At 45.2% G+C, this 17,322-nt stretch carries 18 protein-coding genes; 4 read left to right on the top strand and 14 right to left on the bottom strand.

The annotated features are described in order from the left end of the window. Window positions 1-36: 36 nt before the first annotated feature. Window positions 37-1,077 (bottom strand): sensor histidine kinase, encoded by a 1,041-nt coding sequence (locus tag L3C95_RS01495; RefSeq protein ID WP_236384310.1) that lies wholly within the window; start codon window positions 1,075-1,077, stop codon window positions 37-39. Window positions 1,078-1,260: 183 nt separating this feature from the next. Between L3C95_RS01495 and dxs the strand changes: the two genes are divergently transcribed. After that, on the top strand, window positions 1,261-3,186 hold the full coding sequence (gene dxs, locus L3C95_RS01500; protein ID WP_236384312.1) for a 1-deoxy-D-xylulose-5-phosphate synthase: 1,926 nt from the start codon (window positions 1,261-1,263) through the stop codon (window positions 3,184-3,186). A gap of 82 nt (window positions 3,187-3,268) precedes the next feature. Continuing rightward, the gene (locus L3C95_RS01505) at window positions 3,269-4,318 is read left to right on the top strand and encodes a flavin reductase family protein (RefSeq protein WP_236384314.1); all 1,050 of its coding nucleotides are present in this window, start codon (window positions 3,269-3,271) and stop codon (window positions 4,316-4,318) included. Window positions 4,319-4,328: 10 nt separating this feature from the next. On the opposite strand, the gene L3C95_RS01510 is transcribed toward L3C95_RS01505, so the two are convergent. From L3C95_RS01510 to L3C95_RS01555, 10 genes are all read right to left on the bottom strand, one after another. After that, entirely contained in the window at window positions 4,329-4,703 is a 375-nt protein-coding gene (locus tag L3C95_RS01510; RefSeq protein WP_236384316.1) for a hypothetical protein, read from the bottom strand. Between the two features lie 203 nt (window positions 4,704-4,906). Next, window positions 4,907-5,383, bottom strand: a complete 477-nt coding sequence (locus tag L3C95_RS01515) for a Dps family protein (protein ID WP_236384317.1) — start codon at window positions 5,381-5,383, stop codon at window positions 4,907-4,909. A 26-nt stretch (window positions 5,384-5,409) separates the two neighbouring features. Continuing rightward, window positions 5,410-6,120, bottom strand: coding sequence for a pirin family protein (locus L3C95_RS01520; protein WP_236384318.1), 711 nt, complete (start codon window positions 6,118-6,120; stop codon window positions 5,410-5,412). A 147-nt stretch (window positions 6,121-6,267) separates the two neighbouring features. Further along, complete coding sequence (locus L3C95_RS01525) at window positions 6,268-6,678, bottom strand: OsmC family protein (protein WP_236384319.1); 411 nt, start codon at window positions 6,676-6,678, stop codon at window positions 6,268-6,270. Window positions 6,679-6,982: 304 nt separating this feature from the next. Beyond that, a complete protein-coding gene (locus L3C95_RS01530; protein WP_236384321.1) occupies window positions 6,983-7,510 on the bottom strand; it encodes a YceI family protein in 528 nt (175 codons plus the stop codon). A gap of 254 nt (window positions 7,511-7,764) precedes the next feature. After that, window positions 7,765-8,664, bottom strand: a complete 900-nt coding sequence (locus tag L3C95_RS01535; RefSeq protein ID WP_236384323.1) for a helix-turn-helix domain-containing protein — start codon at window positions 8,662-8,664, stop codon at window positions 7,765-7,767. Then, complete coding sequence (locus L3C95_RS01540) at window positions 8,661-9,443, bottom strand: segregation and condensation protein A (protein ID WP_236384330.1); 783 nt, start codon at window positions 9,441-9,443, stop codon at window positions 8,661-8,663. Before L3C95_RS01540 ends, L3C95_RS01535 begins: the two co-directional genes overlap by 4 nt. 93 nt (window positions 9,444-9,536) lie before the next feature. After that, window positions 9,537-10,487: a DUF3078 domain-containing protein gene (locus L3C95_RS01545; protein WP_236384333.1), complete on the bottom strand. Its 951-nt coding sequence runs from the start codon at window positions 10,485-10,487 to the stop codon at window positions 9,537-9,539. A gap of 203 nt (window positions 10,488-10,690) precedes the next feature. Then, window positions 10,691-11,122, bottom strand: coding sequence for a large conductance mechanosensitive channel protein MscL (mscL, locus tag L3C95_RS01550; protein ID WP_236384335.1), 432 nt, complete (start codon window positions 11,120-11,122; stop codon window positions 10,691-10,693). 81 nt (window positions 11,123-11,203) lie between these two features. Continuing rightward, on the bottom strand, window positions 11,204-11,944 hold the full coding sequence (locus L3C95_RS01555) for a PPK2 family polyphosphate kinase (RefSeq protein ID WP_236384341.1): 741 nt from the start codon (window positions 11,942-11,944) through the stop codon (window positions 11,204-11,206). Window positions 11,945-12,066: 122 nt separating this feature from the next. Here L3C95_RS01555 and L3C95_RS35065 point away from each other — a divergent pair, with 122 nt between their 5' ends. Next, window positions 12,067-12,936: a DMT family transporter gene (locus tag L3C95_RS35065; protein ID WP_236384344.1), complete on the top strand. Its 870-nt coding sequence runs from the start codon at window positions 12,067-12,069 to the stop codon at window positions 12,934-12,936. Between the two features lie 115 nt (window positions 12,937-13,051). On the opposite strand, the gene frr is transcribed toward L3C95_RS35065, so the two are convergent. Together frr and L3C95_RS01570 are read right to left on the bottom strand one after the other, a co-directional pair. Further along, on the bottom strand, window positions 13,052-13,615 hold the full coding sequence (gene frr / locus L3C95_RS01565; protein ID WP_236384348.1) for a ribosome recycling factor: 564 nt from the start codon (window positions 13,613-13,615) through the stop codon (window positions 13,052-13,054). 102 nt (window positions 13,616-13,717) lie between these two features. After that, window positions 13,718-14,872: an MraY family glycosyltransferase gene (locus L3C95_RS01570; protein ID WP_317207675.1), complete on the bottom strand. Its 1,155-nt coding sequence runs from the start codon at window positions 14,870-14,872 to the stop codon at window positions 13,718-13,720. A gap of 178 nt (window positions 14,873-15,050) precedes the next feature. On the opposite strand from L3C95_RS01570, the gene L3C95_RS01575 reads away from it, so the two are divergent. After that, the gene (locus L3C95_RS01575) at window positions 15,051-15,890 is read left to right on the top strand and encodes a transketolase (RefSeq protein ID WP_262915812.1); all 840 of its coding nucleotides are present in this window, start codon (window positions 15,051-15,053) and stop codon (window positions 15,888-15,890) included. A gap of 197 nt (window positions 15,891-16,087) precedes the next feature. On the opposite strand, the gene L3C95_RS01580 is transcribed toward L3C95_RS01575, so the two are convergent. Further along, a complete protein-coding gene (locus tag L3C95_RS01580) occupies window positions 16,088-17,314 on the bottom strand; it encodes an FtsX-like permease family protein (protein ID WP_236384365.1) in 1,227 nt (408 codons plus the stop codon). Window positions 17,315-17,322: the final 8 nt, after the last annotated feature.

Below are 17,322 nucleotides of genomic sequence, written 5' to 3' on the forward strand. Positions count from 1 at the left end.
GAGCAACTACTTTTAAACTTGGCGCGAATAATACTATTAAAACAACGGCATCAGCACTTTTGCTTCAACCGTCGCCTCATTTTTATTATAAATATTGAATGACGCTTTATTTCCATACAACAAACTCAACCGTTGCCTGGTACTCTGCAGGCCGAAGCCGTGCCCCGTTGTTTCTTCTCCTCCTATCTGTCCCGTATTTTCTATTGTGATTTCATGATGCATGTCCCTTACATGTGAACCGATCACTACCGTACCTCCGCTTACAGTGCGTGAAATACCATGTTTAATGGCATTTTCCACCAGGGTCTGCAACATCATAGGCGGTATAGGCAGTTCCAGTGTTTCAGGGTCTATATCATACTGCACTTTCAGCCGCTCTTCAAACCGGATATTCTCCAGTGCAAGGTAATCTTTTACAATATCCAACTCGTTCTCCAGGTTCACCGTCTCGGCCTTTTCCACCTGCATAGAGCTTCTGAGAATATTTGAGAGCTCTGTAATGGCCGTTCTCGCACGTTGCGGATTCTCATCTACCAATGCCCGGATGCTGTTCAGGGCATTAAAGATAAAATGAGGGTTCAACTGCGATTTGATCGTTTTCAGCTCAAGTTCTTTGACCGTACTTTCCAGTTTCAGTTTGTCTACCTGGCTGTTACGGCTACGCTCAATATAGTGCCACACGAAATAGACCAGCCACCAGATAGCAGTAAGTGTAAATATGGGTAAGAGGAAGGTCAGCGTTTTCTGATCTGTCAGCCCCCGTTGTTGCCACGAGTACCTGAACATGTTCCCCGCTGTAGTAATACCTACGTAAATGATGATGCCAGCGCTAACGGTTAGACCGAAAAAAAGCAGCATCTGGCTCTCAAAACTATATTGGAACCAGTTCAACCTTTTGATGACACTCCGTAAAAGGTGGGTAGCCAGTATCCCAAAGAACATGATCATCAGCAGGTTTATCAGATAGAATGAGCCAAAAGAGCCCGCAAATGAATAGGCAAAGAAAAGATTGACTACTGCATATGTCGTCCAGCCCAGAATCTGACACCACCAATATCTTGATATTCGTTTAAACATCTATCTGAAAATTAGTAAACTACTGCTACATTTCAAAAATACCGATGTGCTTAGCCCACCTTGCCCCAAATGTTATGAGTGGGTTTCCGGCATGGCAGAAGTCCAAATGTGCTGATGTATGGAATAAATGTAGATTAGCACTTTAATTTGTACTTTTGTTTATTAAATCCTGCATCAAGAAGTATGAATATTACGCCGGGCCCGTTACTGGGCAAGATCGAAACCCCTGCCGATTTGCGGAATCTCAGTAAAGAGCAGCTGCACGAGGTGAGTGAAGAACTCCGCCAGTTCATTATTGATGTTGTCAGTGTTCATGGTGGCCATTTTGCAGCCAGTCTGGGTGTTGTGGAGCTGAGTGTGGCACTGCATTATGTGTTTAATACCCCGTATGACCAACTGGTATGGGACGTGGGACACCAGGCCTATGGTCATAAGATCCTGACAGGCCGGAGAGACGTTTTCCATACTAACCGTAAATATCATGGCATCAGCGGCTTCCCTAAAAGGGAAGAAAGCGAGTACGACACGTTCGGCGTAGGTCACTCTTCTACCTCCATTTCTGCAGCCCTGGGTATGGCCATCGCTTCCAAATACAAAGGCGAAACAGACCGTCAGCACATTGCTGTAATAGGCGATGGAGCCATGACAGCAGGTATGGCATTCGAGGCACTCAACCATGCAGGTGTGGCCAATGCCAATGTGCTGATCATACTCAATGACAACTGTATGTCCATTGACCCGAATGTGGGCGCATTAAAGGAATACCTGACCGACATTACGACTTCTCCTACCTATAATAAACTGCGTGACGACGTATGGAACCTGCTGGGCAAACTGCCGGTAGGTAAGCGCTTTACACGCGACATGGCCTCCAAACTGGAAGCCGGTCTGAAAGGCGTCGTATCCGGCTCCAGTAACCTGTTCGAATCCCTGAAGCTGCGTTATTTCGGCCCTATTGACGGCCATAATATCGTGAAGCTCGTGGATACCCTGCAGGACCTGAAAGACATTCCAGGCCCGAAACTATTGCATATCGTGACCACAAAAGGTAAAGGATATGCGCTGGCGGAGAAAGACCAGACCACCTGGCATGCTCCGGGCCTGTTTGATAAAATTACCGGCGAGATCTTCAGGAAGCAGCCGGAAAAACCACAGCCACCCAAATACCAGGACGTATTCGGTCACACCATCATAGAACTGGCAGAGCAGAACAAGACAGTGATGGGCATTACGCCTGCCATGCCTTCGGGTTCCTCGCTGAAGTTCATGATGGAAAAAATGCCGGACCGCGCTTTTGACGTGGGCATCTGTGAACAACATGCCGTAACCCTTTCTGCCGGTCTGGCCACACAGGGTATGCGCGTGTTCTGCAACATCTACTCTTCCTTCATGCAGAGAGCCTATGACCAGGCTTTACACGACGTGGCTATCCAGAAACTGCCTGTTGTATTCTGCCTGGACCGCGCTGGTCTTGTTGGAGAAGATGGGCCTACTCACCACGGTGCTTACGACATTGCTTATATGCGTTGTGTACCCAATGTTATCATCAGTTCACCGATGAATGAAGAAGAGTTACGCAACCTGATGTATACCTCCCAGCTGCCCACCCAGCAAATGCCTTTTGTGATCCGCTATCCAAGAGGACAGGGTGTAATGCCTGACTGGAAGCAGCCTTTTAAGGAAATTAAGATCGGTACGGGGCGCAAACTGCGCAGCGGAAAAGATATCGCGATCCTTTCCCTTGGCCACCCCGGCAATTTTGTAACCGAAGCCTGCAAGGAATTGCTGGCCGACGGTTTACAACCAGCTCACTACGATATGCGTTTCGTAAAACCACTGGACGAGGCTTTGCTGCATGAAATATTCAGCGAGTTTGACAAGGTGATAACCGTGGAAGATGCAGCTGTAACAGGTGGCTTCGGTAGTGCTATCCTGGAGTTTATGGCTATTCACGGCTATAAAGCTGATGTACGTATGCTGGGCATTCCTGACCGCATTGTAGAGCATGGCAAACCGGAAGATCTGCACCGCGAATGTGGTTATGACGCCGCTGGTATTGCCGGTGCAGCACGCGCTATGCTGAAAGATAAGATCACTGTTACTGCCTGATAACACAGTCAGCACAACAAAATTACATATGAAGCCACCTTTATGACATTGTTCATACAGGTGGCTTCCTTATTTTTATAGCATGGATGAATTGTATATACACCTCCGCATCAGGGAGGTCATAGCAGAAACACAGGATGCATTTACCTACAGGCTGGAAACGATCGATGGGCAACCGCTGGAATATCAGGCAGGACAATTCATTACCTTTCTGATCTACCTGCATGGAACAGAATACAGGCGCTCTTATTCCTTCAGTTCTACCCCTGGAATTGACCCGTATCCATCTGTCACCATCCGTGAGAAACAGAACGGGGAAATATCACGTCACATTCTGCATCACTGGAAAGCCGGCGATCAGGTTACCGCATTATTGCCCTCCGGCCGCTTTACTCTGCCCGGGCATGCTACCACACCGCGCGATATCTTTCTGCTGGGTGCAGGGAGCGGTATTACGCCGCTTTTTTCCATTTTGAAGGAGGTCCTCCATAATGAGCCTACGGCGCATATTAAGCTTATTTATAGCAATACTTCTGAAAAGCGCACTATTTTCCATGTACAGTTGCAGGAGCTGTTGACACAGTTCCCTCAACAACTGCACATTATTCATTTATACAGCAGTGATCCCGATCAGATTATCCGCAGGCTCAGCAATCTTTCGCTGGAACCATTGGTCCAGCAACAGCTCCGCTATGGGAAGCAGGATGCCCAGTTCTTTGTATGCGGCCCACCGGAATATATGCGTATGGCACTATTAACCCTCACTTATATGGGTTTTGAAGAGGGACAGTTGCATAAGGAGAATTTCGTGGTAAATACGGCTCCGCAGCTGGCAAGAATAGGCACGCCGGACGATAGTTCCATGAAAACAGTGGAATTACATCTGCGTGGCGGAGTGCATAAAATCTCCATTCCCGGCAATCACAATATATTGGGTGAAGCGCTTGCACAAGGCATCGCTATACCGTATAGCTGCAAAGGCGGTGTTTGCGGTTCCTGTACTGCCCGCTGTACAAAGGGTAAAGTGTGGATGGCCCTGAATGAAGTGCTAACGGACAAAGAAATTGAGCAGGGCTTCGTCCTCACCTGCACCGGTTATGCGGTTAGTGCAGAAGTAGTGATCGAGATATAAGCTTTATACTTTACGAAAAAGCACTGAAAGCTTTAAACTCATCCCGTAATTCGTTATACAGTTTCCTGAATGTATGCATACGGTCCTGCAGAACGTCAAAGTCATCTACGGGACGGTCGTCATGCAGTATGAGAGGTTTCCCGTTGTTCGATATCTTTTTTGCGGATTGTTTCAGATCATGACGCAATTCGTCTGCTTTTTCCTCCTGACAGATAAACTGGTTCTGGAAGTGCTCGATCTGGGCCAGGGACTCATCATCAGTTTTTGAGAGAGAGAACTGCTCTAACTGGCTGCGCATAGACCGGATGGACTCCCTGGTATTGTTCACTTCGTCCTTCCAGTTACTGATCTGTTCGAGATCTGAAGTTTGTGCGGATACTTCCATGTGTATTGATTTTAACGTTAAATAATTAAGCAATACAATATTTGTCCGTAACACATTTCTAAGTTACAAAGCTTTTTTCAATTAGGAATTAGGAATTAAGAACCAGGAATTGCAGTTTGCGTTTATTTATTACTTTAATAAAAAAGCTGTTATATAAGAAGTATATTCTTCCTATACAACAGCCTTTTTACTATTCGTGATTACTATTTCAGATAAGCATTATACATCCATACCAGCTTCTCCTGTTCGCGGATGTAAGTAGTGATAAGGTCATTGGTTCCATCATCTCCCACTTCACTGCTCACAGCAGCCACTTCTCTTTCAATTTCGATCAGTGATTGCAGACCGGAAAGTACATGTTGCACACATACTATATCTTTACCTTCATTCTTCACTTCCACTACGGTCGATTGTTCTATATAATCAGAGAATGCATGTGTAGGCGTAAATCCAAGCGTTAATATCCTTTCTGCGATCTCGTCTATCTTCGTCAATGCATCGGTATACAGTTCTTCAAATTTTGCATGTAAGGTGAAGAATTTATCGCCGCGTATATTCCAGTGAAACCCGCGTACATTCATATAAAACAACTGGTAAGTGGCCAGCAGTGTATTCAGTTTATGAGCAAGTTCCTTTGATGTTTTCTTTTCAAGTCCAATGTTCGTTGTTGCAGTACTCATAGTGAAATATTTTTGGGTAATATTAATCAACTCATCGGTACATCGATCAACAAAAAGTCTGCCGCTTTGAGCGCTTTTACCGTCGCAATATCATACTTGCTTAAACCAATAGCATCACGGCGTTTCAGCACTTCTCCCGCTACTTCCACTTCACCTTCCAGTACCATCAGATAACTGCCATGCTGTGCCATTTTTGGTGCAATGTCCACAGTTTGTCCTTCCTCAAAATGACCTAAAGAAAACCATGCATCCTGATTGATGAGTAACGCATCACTATTGGCTTCCGGCGATACAACAACCTGCAGCTTGTTTACTCTGTCAGCAAGTTCAAATGCCTGTTGCTGATAACGCGGTTTAACGTTACGCAGCTTAGGGAATACCCATATCTGCAACAGGCTGGCAGGATCTGTTTTGGATGCATTGAACTCAGAATGTGATATCCCGGTACCGGCGCTCATGATCTGCACTTCATTACTGCGGATGATCTCATGTCTGCCCGTGTTGTCACGATGTTCAAGCGCACCGCTGAGCGGGATGGTCACTATTTCCATATTATCGTGCGGATGTGTTCCAAACCCCATCCCACCCTTGATTGTATCGTCGTTCAGTACACGTAATGCACCAAAATGTATGCGCTCAGGATTGTAATAACCAGCAAAGCTGAATGTGTGATAGCTCTGTAACCAGCCATGATTGGCAAAGCTGCGGGAATCTGCTCTGTGAATGATCTTTTCCATAAAATCTTTTCTCCTTTTACAATACAAATATCCTCATTAGATACAGGCTGGTAAATGGATTGCTTGATGAAAAGAGTGGACTATTTATACAATAAAAAAATCCCGTTCTCTCATGAAGAGAACGGGACCTTATAGAAGCATGTTGCGTTATACCAGTTGAGCATCCAGCGTAATCTCTGTATTCAGCAATTTGGAGATAGGGCAGTTAGTTCTTGCTTCTTCTGCCAGCTCAGCAAACTTAGCTTTGTCCAGGCCTGGAACAGTTGCTTTCAATTCCAGATGGCTGCTTGTAATAGCACCATTATCCAGTGTAATAGTCGCTTTAGTATCCAGGTTTTCAGGTGTGAAACCTGCACCTGACAAAAGGAAACTCAGCTTCATGGTAAAACATCCTGAATGCGCAGCTGCTATCAGTTCTTCAGGATTCGTACCTGTACCATCCTCAAAGCGGCTTTTGTAAGAATATGCTGTATTGCTTAATACACCAGACTGTGAGCTTACTGTACCTTTTCCATCTTTACCGGTACCTTTCCAGTTGGCGGATGCAGATCTTTTCATGATTAAAGCGTTTGAATAGTTTAATGAATAAAGTGAATTGAAGGTGGTTATGGGGCTGAAATTACTATTTCTTTTTTTGTTTAGGAAAGAGTATTCCCACGTAGAGTTTTCTCTACACACACGCCAAAAACAAAAGACCGGATGAAATGTTTCACCCGGTCTACACTATTTCTGGCAATCATCCTCAAAAAAACTTCTTTCTCCACGTCATTGCTTACACTATTTCCATGTCCGAACTTCTTATTCCTCGCTATTAGACATTTAACGGCAATGACTGATGCCAGTATGTATTGATAGTTTACGCTTAACCTTGTTTTACCAGCTGTACTCCCGCCTGCAGTTTCACTTCATCGCTCAGCATGATACCACCTGTTTCTGTTACTGCATTGTATGTAAGTCCGAAATCCTTTCTGTTGATCTTACCTTTAATTTCAAAGCCTGCTTTGGTCTGGCCATATGGATCTTTTTGGATACCATTGTATTCCACATCCAACTCTACCGGTTTGGTAACACCACGGATCGTCAGATTGCCAGTCACTTTATACTCATCGCTGCCTTTCTTGGTTACACCGGTAGAAGCAAATGTGATTTTAGGATACTGTGCAGCATGGAAGAAATCTTCTGCCTTTAAGTGCTCATCACGCTGTTCGTTTTTGGTAGAGATGCTATTAACATCTGCTTCGAAGGTGATCTTAGCATCGGTGAAGTCGTCGTTGCTGCTCTCTACTGTTGCATCATATGTACCAAAGTACCCTGTCACATTAGAGATCATCAGGTGTCTGATCTTAAATTCTACTTCACTGTGCATTGGGTCGATTTTCCAGATTGCCATAACTTTAAGTGTTTTTAAGTTTAGTGTTTTTTTAAGTATGCGTCGTTTCAGTCTGTCTTTCTAAAATATTGATTAGCAAGCCATATCTACCCCTATTACTGTGCCATTCTATTTTTAATTTTCCTCTTTCGTCCTTGCTGATATCTCCGTTTCATTAAGACAATACAAAATTACACGTTGCAACAAATATTCGAAATGGATAGAATGACTTAATAGGTGTACTTTTTTTTATTACGCGCCTTTTTTACACATTATTAAACACTTGCGCGCGAAGCATCCTTAAATTCTGATGGAGTCTGATTGGTATATTTCTTAAAGAAGCGACTAAAGTAATGAGGATCGTCAAAGCCAAGTTTATATGCTATTTCCTTGGCGGAAAGGTCTGTATTGTAAAGATAACGCTGCGCTTCCAGAATCACGCGGTTGCGGATATGCTCTCCGGCGGTAATACCTGACAGCTGTTTGCTGATCTCATTCAGCAAAACCGGTTTTATGTGAAGTATGCCCGCATAGTCGGAAACATTCTTCAGGGTAGTGTATTTTTCTTCGATCAGGTTCTTAAACTGGAGGAACAAAGAACTGTTATGACCCGCATGTTGTTCCGGCGCCACCAGCATACTACTACCTTTAATACGGGACGCCAGCACCAGGAAATACCGTAATAATCCATGGAACGCCGTCTCATAGTCTGCAGCCTGCTCATTCACCTCCTTCATCATCATATGCACCACCATCTCAAAATCCTTCTCCTGTTCGGCTGTAAGGGTAATAACACTGCTGAACTGATTATTGAAGAAAAGAGAGGAATTGATACCCATGAGGGAGGCCGCCTGGTCTTTCAGACACATGAAGGCATCCTGGAAGGCGATCATATATCCTTCTATTTTCTCACTAAACTCCATTTTATGGACCTGGCCGGGCGCCAGGAAGAAAAGGGTGTTCTTTTTCACGGCATGGGTCACCGTGTCAATAGTATTGGTAAGCTGCCCCTTTTTGATCCAGTAGATGGTATAAAAGTCATGGCGGTGAGGAACGCCATTGCTGGCGAAGAACCCGTCTCCCAGTTCACACAGGCCTGACACCACAAACTTGGGGTCCGTCTGTGCATACCTGGGTAGCGGTACTATTTCTATATGTGCCCGTTTATCACTCATTCAAATGTACCGGGTACTTCCACTTCCCGGTCTTCAGGCTCAATGTAATCAATTATAAAGTTATTCCGGCCTTCTCCCACCATAATTCCCAGATGTTTCATCTGCACCAGCTCCAGCATACCCAGGAAGAGGAAGATTGCATGCACCCTGTCCCGGCACAGATCGAAGATCTTCTCGAAAGCGAGCGTCTTTTCCCTGCGTGCCAGGTCGATCATATATTCGCGGGAACCTTCCATGGTGTAGTCATACTTATATACGACGTGCTGCGGCTTGTTTTCCCGCTGTTTTACGCGCTGCATCACCTTTTCGAAGGTCTTGGTCAGCTTAAAGAGCGTCAGTGTCTGTACCTCTGTTCCTTCACTGGTAGCTTCCCCGATGGCTGCCAGTTCCCTGGCAATATTACCACGTTTGATCTGCAACATGCGTTCCGCTTCCTTCTCTGCCAGTTCTGCCGCCGCCTGCTTGAAACGCTTGTATTCCAGTATCTTATCGATCAATTCCTGGCGGGGGTCAATTTCCAGTCCCTGTTCATCCAGCTCTTTACGGGGCAGCAGCATTTTTGCCTTGATACGCATCAGGGTAGACACGAAAAGGATAAATTCACTGGCCAGTTCGATGTTGAGCGCCTCCAGGTGATGTATATAATCCAGGAAATCCTGGGTGATGGTCGTAATAGGAATATTATAAATGTCCAGCTCGTCCCTCTCTATAAAGAAGAGCAACAGGTCAAATGGCCCCTCAAACTGGGGCAGTTTTATCTTGTATGAGTTGTCATTCATAATGTTACGTATGGATTTCACTTATCTGCCGGCAACTGATCTGTTACAGCACTGCAAGTGAAATCCACCAAAAATAGCAAAAAATCCCGCTCATCAGAACTTGGCGGTAAAACCGACCCCTATCACCTGTTTGACCTGCAACCTTGGGCCCATTACCCCTGTTTTCTCATTCTTAAAGACCTTCACATCATCGTCATAGATCATATCTACAGATACATTGGCGGAAATATGTTTGTTCACCTGCAGGTTCAGGCTATTCGTCCAGAACAGGTCAATATTCTGCGGATTGTGCTTGTAGTCGGAAAACAGGTCCATTCTCGTCTTGTACACGATATTCTTGGCGAGGGTCTTTACCCAGTTGATTGTCAGATAAGCACCCAGCTCATTTTTCACATGTTTGCCGGTGTCCACACCGAAAGCGCCCTGCGCGGCCAGGTAATCATCTACCACCACCACGTAACGTGCTGTAACAGGAGAAAAGAACACAGAAAGCTGGTCACTGGGTTTATAGTCAAGACCTGGTGATACCAGGATATATGCAGGTGCAAAGAAACGCGATACCAGCGTCGGTTTGGCGGTATCGGAAGAAGGGTATAAATAACCATCGGTAAACTGGGTGCGTATGTCCAGCAAGGCACTGAGGAACAGGTTCTTGCCTACTTCATAACCGTATTTGGTAGTTAAACCGATGCGGTCATCACTCTTACGGCCACCAAGGCTCGTTGTATTTACATAACCATATGCAAGGTCCAGCACGTTATCCCAGTTATTCCTTCCCTTTTTATAGAACGCATATGCATTCAGATTAGATGCTACAGAAAAGGAGAACTTATCACCACCCGCAGCCCAGTTAGTCAGGCTTCCCTGGTTGATATTCACGTTAAAGATCCCACCTTTTTTCCACAGGTGGGGTACCGTGTCGTTGGCATCCTTTTTAATCCTTCCGCTGGCTTCTTCCCGGGATGTCTTCATCCAGTCATTTTGTGCGTGGAGCAATGAAGAACATACCAAAAAACAAATAATAGTCAGAACGGATCTTCTCATCAGTATAAACATTTAATGCAGTGGATAAAAATATTGTCGCTAATTGGCATTACGAACTTGCCGTGTTACAGGAACGCGGGCGCAAAAATATAAAACTAACGGGGAACTTTTCCCTTGGGGAATATAAAGGCAGCCGGCCCAAAGCACAGCCATTGCAGCGACAATGAGCGCTCCAAAACTCCAGGCCAGCGTAATATTTGAGATTATTTATTCTTCAATACATCACGGATTTCCATAAGCAGTTTTTCCTCTGTTGAAAACTCAGGAGCTGTGGGGGCAGGCGCTTCTTCTTTTTTCCTCGTGAGACGGTTGATGAATTTCACCAACAGGAAAATACAAAATGCCATGATGATAAAATCAATACAGTTTTGTATAAATACACCATACGATACGACTGGTATACCTGCTGTCTTTGCGGCTTCAAGCGTATCTACCGTTCCTTTGCTATGATCCAGCTGAAAGAATTTTTCCTTGAAGTCTACCTTTCCCGTAAGTATCCCCAGTACCGGCATAAATATGTTATCGACCAATGAAGAAACAATCTTTCCGAAAGCAGCGCCAATGATAACACCGACAGCCAGGTCAATAACATTCCCTTTGGTGGCAAACTCTTTAAATTCCTTGAAGAACGACATAATAAACTTTTTAAGGGTGAAGACAATCTGCGCTAAGATAGTTATTATACTTTATAACGATATAACTGTTAATATTTACTATTACAGTTTCGGATATTCCATTCTGAAAGAGCGGAGTGTATCCCTCAACGTTTGCGCCACCACATATTCTTTATACCAGTTCTGATCTGATGGTATTATCCGCCATTTAACATCATTACAGTTTTCAATTGCTTCTTCATACATTTTCATATAATCTTTCCACTGCCTGGCTTCAGTAGAATCTTTCTTATTATACTTCCACATTTTACGTGGATCTTCCCGTCTTTCTTTTAATCGTTCTTTCTGTTCTTCTTCTGAAATATGCAGATAGAATTTCAGGATAGCTGTATTATTATGTTCCATCAGCAATCGTTCAAAATCATTAATGGCCTGCATTCTCTTTGCCGCTGTTTCATCATCTATCCATTTATGGACACGTTGTATCAATATGTCTTCGTAGTGCGAGCGGTTGAACACGTGTATCATACCTTTTGCGGGTGCAAACCTGTGAATACGCCAGAGGAAGTCATGGTCTTTTTCGTCTTCAGTCGGCGCTTTGAATGAGCGTACATTTACACCCAGCGGGTTCATATTTCCCAGTACTTTCCTGATAAGGCCATCTTTACCACTGGCATCCATTCCCTGCAATATTATCAGTATGGCATGTTTATGTTCTGCAAATAACAGATTTTGTAATTCATCCAGCTCCTCCACTATTTCCTGGGTTACTGCTTTGACAGTTTTCTTTTCCATTCCTTCGGGGGCTCTTGTACTGATATCTGCGAGGTTGATCTTATTCATCTGTCAAGGGTTAAGTTCATGTAACTGTAACAAAATATGCTCCGAAGTGTTGTATCAGGAATAAATTCCACCCGATCATATAATAAAATATACGGACATTTGCTGGCTTAAAACAACCTATCGTGAACAACCGTGCCATCAACTGGAGCATTTTCCTCTTATTATCACTGACCTGGGGCAGTTCTTTTATACTGATGAAGATCGGTCTGGAGGCGCTTTCTCCCTACCAGGTAGCCAGCCTGCGCCTGTTTAGCGCGGGCATCGCCTTATTACCTTTCTTCTTCAAATATATCCGTCAGACACCAGTTAATAAGATCCCTGTCATTATCCTGTCGGGCATCCTGGGTAACCTGTTACCGGCTTACCTGTTCTGTATTGCAGAAACCCGTATTGACAGTGCCCTGGCAGGCATTTTAAATGGCCTGGTCCCCCTGATGTCTCTGCTGGCTGGCTTTTTCATCTTCCGTGCGCCCATTGTCAGGCAACAGCTATTGGGTATTTTTCTCGGCTTGCTGGGCGTAGTACTGCTCTTTGTTGTCAAAGGTGTGGATACCGGCTACTGGTACTATGGGTTGTGGATCGTACTGGCCACTATCTGCTATGGGATCAATATTGCGTTGGTACACCATCACCTGAAAGGATACAGTTCCTTACAACTTGGCTCCATAGCGCTGTTCTTCTGTGCTATCTTTGGATTACCGGTTTTGATGTACACGGGCTTTTTTCATTTACTGTCGGGGCCTGAGATCCCCTGGCGCTCACTGACGGCCAGCGTTACGCTGGGCGTACTGGGTAGTGGAATAGCCTCCGTATTGTTCTATATTCTGATCAATAAGGCCGGGGCTTTATTTGCGTCGATGGTCACTTATGCGCTGCCGGTGGTGGCCATTGGCTGGGGATTGCTGGCGGGAGAGCGGATCTCTTTCCTGCAGGTATTATGCCTCGGCGTTATACTGGCAGGTGTGTATACTGTAAATAAAGCAAAACGCTGATCCTGACGGACCAGCGTTTTGCGTAAGTTCTTTTTGTAAGTCTGGCGGGTGGCTGATGATCTCCTGAAAAGATCACCCTTCCTTCCCGGCTCATGGTGTTATCAGGCAGTGCCAATTAGATCACCATGATCTCTTTTTCCTTCTGAGCGCAGTGCTTATCCACCACCTCGATATATTTATTGGTCAGGTTCTGGATGTCAGCTTCTGCATCTTTTGCAGTGTCTTCGCTCAGCCCTTCCTTTTGTAATTTCTTGATGGCTTCGATCGCATCCCTGCGGATGTTCCTGATAGCAATTTTCGCCTGTTCACCTTCACCAGCAGCTCTTTTTACAAATTCCTTCCTTCTTTCTTCTGTCAGCGGTGGCAGGAACATACGGATAATCTGACCGTCGTTCTGCGGGTTAATACCGATATTGGATGCAATAATCGCCCTTTCGATCGGCTGCAGCATATTCCTTTCCCATGGTTGGATGGTGAGGGTACGGGCATCCGCCACTGCAATATTGGCTACCTGCGAGAGGGGAGTAGGCGCACCATAGTATTCTACCGTAATTCCGTCCAATATCTGAGGGTTAGCTTTACCGGCCCTGATCTTGGTAAGTTCCACCTCCAGGTGAGCGATGGCCTTTTGCATTGTTCCGGTGGCATCGTCTATAATTAACGTTAGATCATCTTGCATAGCAAAAAATAATTAAGTGCCTGCAAACCTACAGGATTTATCTGAAATTGGAAAGTTGTTACAAAGGGAGGGGCCACGGTTAAGGGTAACCGGGCCTGAAAATTATTTATCCTGCAGAATGCCTTTCGTGTTCACGCGCAGGATCTTGGGATGATTAACAGTCGTTTGCGCCTCATTGGCGGCATCCTTGATAGCAGATACAGTAAGCGCCCGCAACATAGCTTCCTTTCTCTTTTTCATCTGGTACAATACGCCGGTAAGCAATAACGCTGATCCCAGGATCACACTTAACAGGTAACCGGAGCCGATGTCCTGCAGGGCGAAAGCCAGGGCAATATAGCCTGCATTGATCATCACCATTACCACGGCGGTCTGTTTGTGGTTCAGACCCAGTTCCAGCAGGTAGTGGTGAATGTGGTTACGGTCTGCAGAAAAAGGTGATCTCCCGTGCATCATACGGATGGCAAATACGCGTAATGTATCGAACAAAGGCATGATGAGGATAGCGATTGCCACGATAGGTACAGAGGTGATCGGCAGTTTGCCCGCGGGATTACCGGCTACTTCGATGAATTTAACGGCCAGAATGGCGTTTACCAACCCAACCATCAGGGAACCTGTGTCCCCCATGAATATACGTGCAGGAGATATATTATAAATAAGGAACGCTGCCAGGCCACCGGCCATAGCGAAGCCCATTACTGCATACAGCAATTCGCCTGTATACAGGAAATAGGTACCCAGTACCCCGGATACCAGCATACCAATGCTACCCGCCAGTCCGTCCACACCGTCAATCAGGTTAAACGCATTGATGATAACCAGGAAAGTAAAATAAGTCAGTAAGAGGCTGAAATGCGGAGGAAGGGCATCAATTCCCATAATCCCGTACATACTGCTGATCTGTAAATTGCCCAGATATATTACGGCAAAAGAAGCCATTAATTGACCGATCAGTTTTTTCAGCGGAGAAAGTCCTACAATGTCATCCTTCATCCCAACCATAAAGATTACGATGAATGCAGCCACCATGTATTGGAAAGGGGAATCAGCAAAAGCAGGTACACACACCGCAGATGCCATCACAAATCCTGAAAAAAAACCGATACCCCCTAAAGTTGGTATACGAGCTTTGTGAGATTTCCTTTCGTCCGGTTCGTCATAAAGATGTTTCAACTCTGCAACCCTTATCAATACCGGGATTGCAAAATAGGTTATAACAAAACTCAGGACGGTCGCAATTAAAACATTCTCCATGTTGGGAGGGGCTTGATTATTACAAAGATATTAATTTCAATCAAATGTGTATCATAAAAATAGGAAATTAAATAGATTTGGGCCCTGGATCATTAAAAACTATTAGCTTAGAGACGAAATATGCCAGGAATCTATTTAATTTTTCTATTAATTTAGCAATTCAAAATTTGCAATTATCATGCCTCAGTTGAAAGACATAGCAACACAAATCAGACGGGATATAGTTCGTATGGTGCATGGCTGCCAAAGCGGTCATCCAGGCGGTTCTTTAGGATGTGCAGATTTCTTTACTGCCCTTTATTTCAAAGTTATGCAGCATAAGCCGCAGCCTTTTGACATGGATGGTGGAGATCAGGACCTGTTCTTCCTTTCAAACGGGCACATTTCACCAGTATTCTACAGCACTTTAGCCCACGCCGGCTATTTTCCAAAAGAAGAACTGGCTACTTTCCGTAAACTCAATTCCCGCCTTCAGGGTCACCCTACCACCCATGAACACCTGCCAGGTGTAAGGGTTGCTTCCGGCTCCCTCGGACAGGGTATGAGCGTAGCCATTGGTGCTGCACTGACAAAGAAATTAAATAATGATGACCGTTTCGTGTTCTCCCTCCATGGTGATGGTGAACTGGAAGAAGGTCAGAACTGGGAAGCGATCATGTTTGCTCCCCATCATAAAGTAGATAACCTCATCGTAACGATTGACTGGAATGGCCAGCAGATCGACGGTACCGTGGAAGATGTAGCAGGCCTGGGTGACCTGGAGCCTAAATTCGCTTCCTTCGGCTGGAAAGTGCTGCACATGGACGGTAACAATATGGACGAAGTGGTAGCTACCCTCGAGAAAGCTATCAGCTTGACCGGCAAGGGACAGCCAATCGTAATCCTGATGAAAACCGTAATGGGTAAGGGCGTTGACTTCATGGAAGGTCATCACGAATGGCATGGTATCGCACCAAGCGACGAGCAACTGGCTAAAGCACTCACACAGTTGCCAGCAACTGAATTGGGCGATTATTAATTGATTGATCTGTCAGAATCAGGAATTGGCGTCTTTTAGTTTAACTCCTACAGGAGATTTTCTGAAAGACTGTCAATAATGGGTGCGTATTGTGGTGTTTACACACACTTCCCCCTGCAATCTTCTTCTGAGAATGATATAAATAAAAAAGCATCCGTCTCAAGGCGGATGCTTTTTTATTTATATCATTCTCATATTTATGTTGCTTTCAGTTCAATATCCTGCCGGCCGGCCCTTCGTGCAGGATACCAGCTGGCGCCCAGACCTATTACGATAATGGTAACGCTCACCAGGATGAAATCGCTCACCTGCATACTTACGGGATAGGCGCTCACCAGGAAAGAGTCTTCGTCCAATGTTATCAATCCGAACTTTTGTTGCACCAGGCAGAATAAGATACTGATCCCAAATCCGATCAGCGTACCTATACCTGCTATGATCATTCCCTCCATCAGGAATATACGGGTGATCAGCCGTGGACGCGCGCCCATCGCCTTCAGGATAGTGATATCCTTCTGCTTTTCCATCACCAGCATGTACAGGGAGCCTATCATATTAAATGCGGCGATCATCAGGATGAAACTCATAATCGCGTATACTATCCATCGCTCCGTTTGCATAATGGCATACAAGGCCCGGTTCTGTTCATAACGGGTTTCAATACTATAACCATTCCCCAGCAATGCCTGCAACCGCTGTTTGAGCACTACGTCGTCCAAACCTGGAACACCTTTCACCTCCAGCGCAGACATCTCATCTTCATTCATCCCCAATATCCCGCGCATAAAGGCAATATTCGTGATCACATATTTACTATTGAACTCCTGCTGGATGGCAAAGGAACCTGCGGGATACAATACGCCACTGCCCAATGCCTCTTCGGGCGTAGTAAAGCTCTTCACATTCCTGCGGGGCAGGTATACACTGATAGGGGTCATATCCCGCGCCAGATCTACGCCCAGCGCTATCTCCAACTCGATTCCCAGTACCGCCATGTAACCATTTTCATCCCCTACATCAAACTTACCATTGGCAATGCTTTTATCTACAGCCGCTACCTTATTGTAATTGCTGTCCACTCCTTTAAGAACGGCGATGGTCTGATCTCCTTCTCCATAGCGTAATACTGCTTTCTCTTCCACAACTTCCGTCATATCCGCCACTCCTTTCACCGCCGCTATCTGCTTCAGTTGCGCCGGCGTAAGCGTGATACTCTTACCGGTTACCGCGCTGATCTTTACGGATGGATAAAAAGTGGTATATAAAGATTTCACCAGCCCCTCAAATCCGTTGAACACGCTGAGGATAATGATCAGCGCACCTGCTCCTACTGCAATAGCCGATACACTAACCCAGGCAATGATATTGATGGCATTGGTACTTTTTTTAGCCCTGAAATAACGGGACGCAAACTGCCAGATCAAATTGATAC

The sequence above is a fragment of the Chitinophaga filiformis genome (genome assembly GCF_021646545.1).
GTDB classification, from domain to species: domain Bacteria; phylum Bacteroidota; class Bacteroidia; order Chitinophagales; family Chitinophagaceae; genus Chitinophaga; species Chitinophaga filiformis_A.

Bases quoted from the DNA above. Each gene is read 5' to 3' on its own strand.
- L3C95_RS01555 (WP_236384341.1), bottom strand. From the start codon at position 11,944: ATGAATAAGATCAACCTCGCAGATATCAGTACAAGAGCCCCCGAAGGA.
- frr (WP_236384348.1), bottom strand. From the start codon at position 13,615: ATGCAAGATGATCTAACGTTAATTATAGACGATGCCACCGGAACAATG.
- dxs (WP_236384312.1), top strand. From the start codon at position 1,261: ATGAATATTACGCCGGGCCCGTTACTGGGCAAGATCGAAACCCCTGCC.
- L3C95_RS01515 (WP_236384317.1), bottom strand. From the start codon at position 5,383: ATGAGTACTGCAACAACGAACATTGGACTTGAAAAGAAAACATCAAAG.
- L3C95_RS01495 (WP_236384310.1), bottom strand. From the start codon at position 1,077: ATGTTTAAACGAATATCAAGATATTGGTGGTGTCAGATTCTGGGCTGG.
- L3C95_RS01570 (WP_317207675.1), bottom strand. From the start codon at position 14,872: ATGGAGAATGTTTTAATTGCGACCGTCCTGAGTTTTGTTATAACCTAT.
- L3C95_RS01505 (WP_236384314.1), top strand. From the start codon at position 3,269: ATGGATGAATTGTATATACACCTCCGCATCAGGGAGGTCATAGCAGAA.
- L3C95_RS01530 (WP_236384321.1), bottom strand. From the start codon at position 7,510: ATGGCAATCTGGAAAATCGACCCAATGCACAGTGAAGTAGAATTTAAG.
- L3C95_RS01520 (WP_236384318.1), bottom strand. From the start codon at position 6,120: ATGGAAAAGATCATTCACAGAGCAGATTCCCGCAGCTTTGCCAATCAT.
- L3C95_RS01525 (WP_236384319.1), bottom strand. From the start codon at position 6,678: ATGAAAAGATCTGCATCCGCCAACTGGAAAGGTACCGGTAAAGATGGA.
- L3C95_RS01535 (WP_236384323.1), bottom strand. From the start codon at position 8,664: ATGAGTGATAAACGGGCACATATAGAAATAGTACCGCTACCCAGGTAT.
- L3C95_RS01545 (WP_236384333.1), bottom strand. From the start codon at position 10,487: ATGAGAAGATCCGTTCTGACTATTATTTGTTTTTTGGTATGTTCTTCA.
- L3C95_RS01510 (WP_236384316.1), bottom strand. From the start codon at position 4,703: ATGGAAGTATCCGCACAAACTTCAGATCTCGAACAGATCAGTAACTGG.
- L3C95_RS01540 (WP_236384330.1), bottom strand. From the start codon at position 9,443: ATGAATGACAACTCATACAAGATAAAACTGCCCCAGTTTGAGGGGCCA.
- L3C95_RS01575 (WP_262915812.1), top strand. From the start codon at position 15,051: ATGCCTCAGTTGAAAGACATAGCAACACAAATCAGACGGGATATAGTT.
- mscL (WP_236384335.1), bottom strand. From the start codon at position 11,122: ATGTCGTTCTTCAAGGAATTTAAAGAGTTTGCCACCAAAGGGAATGTT.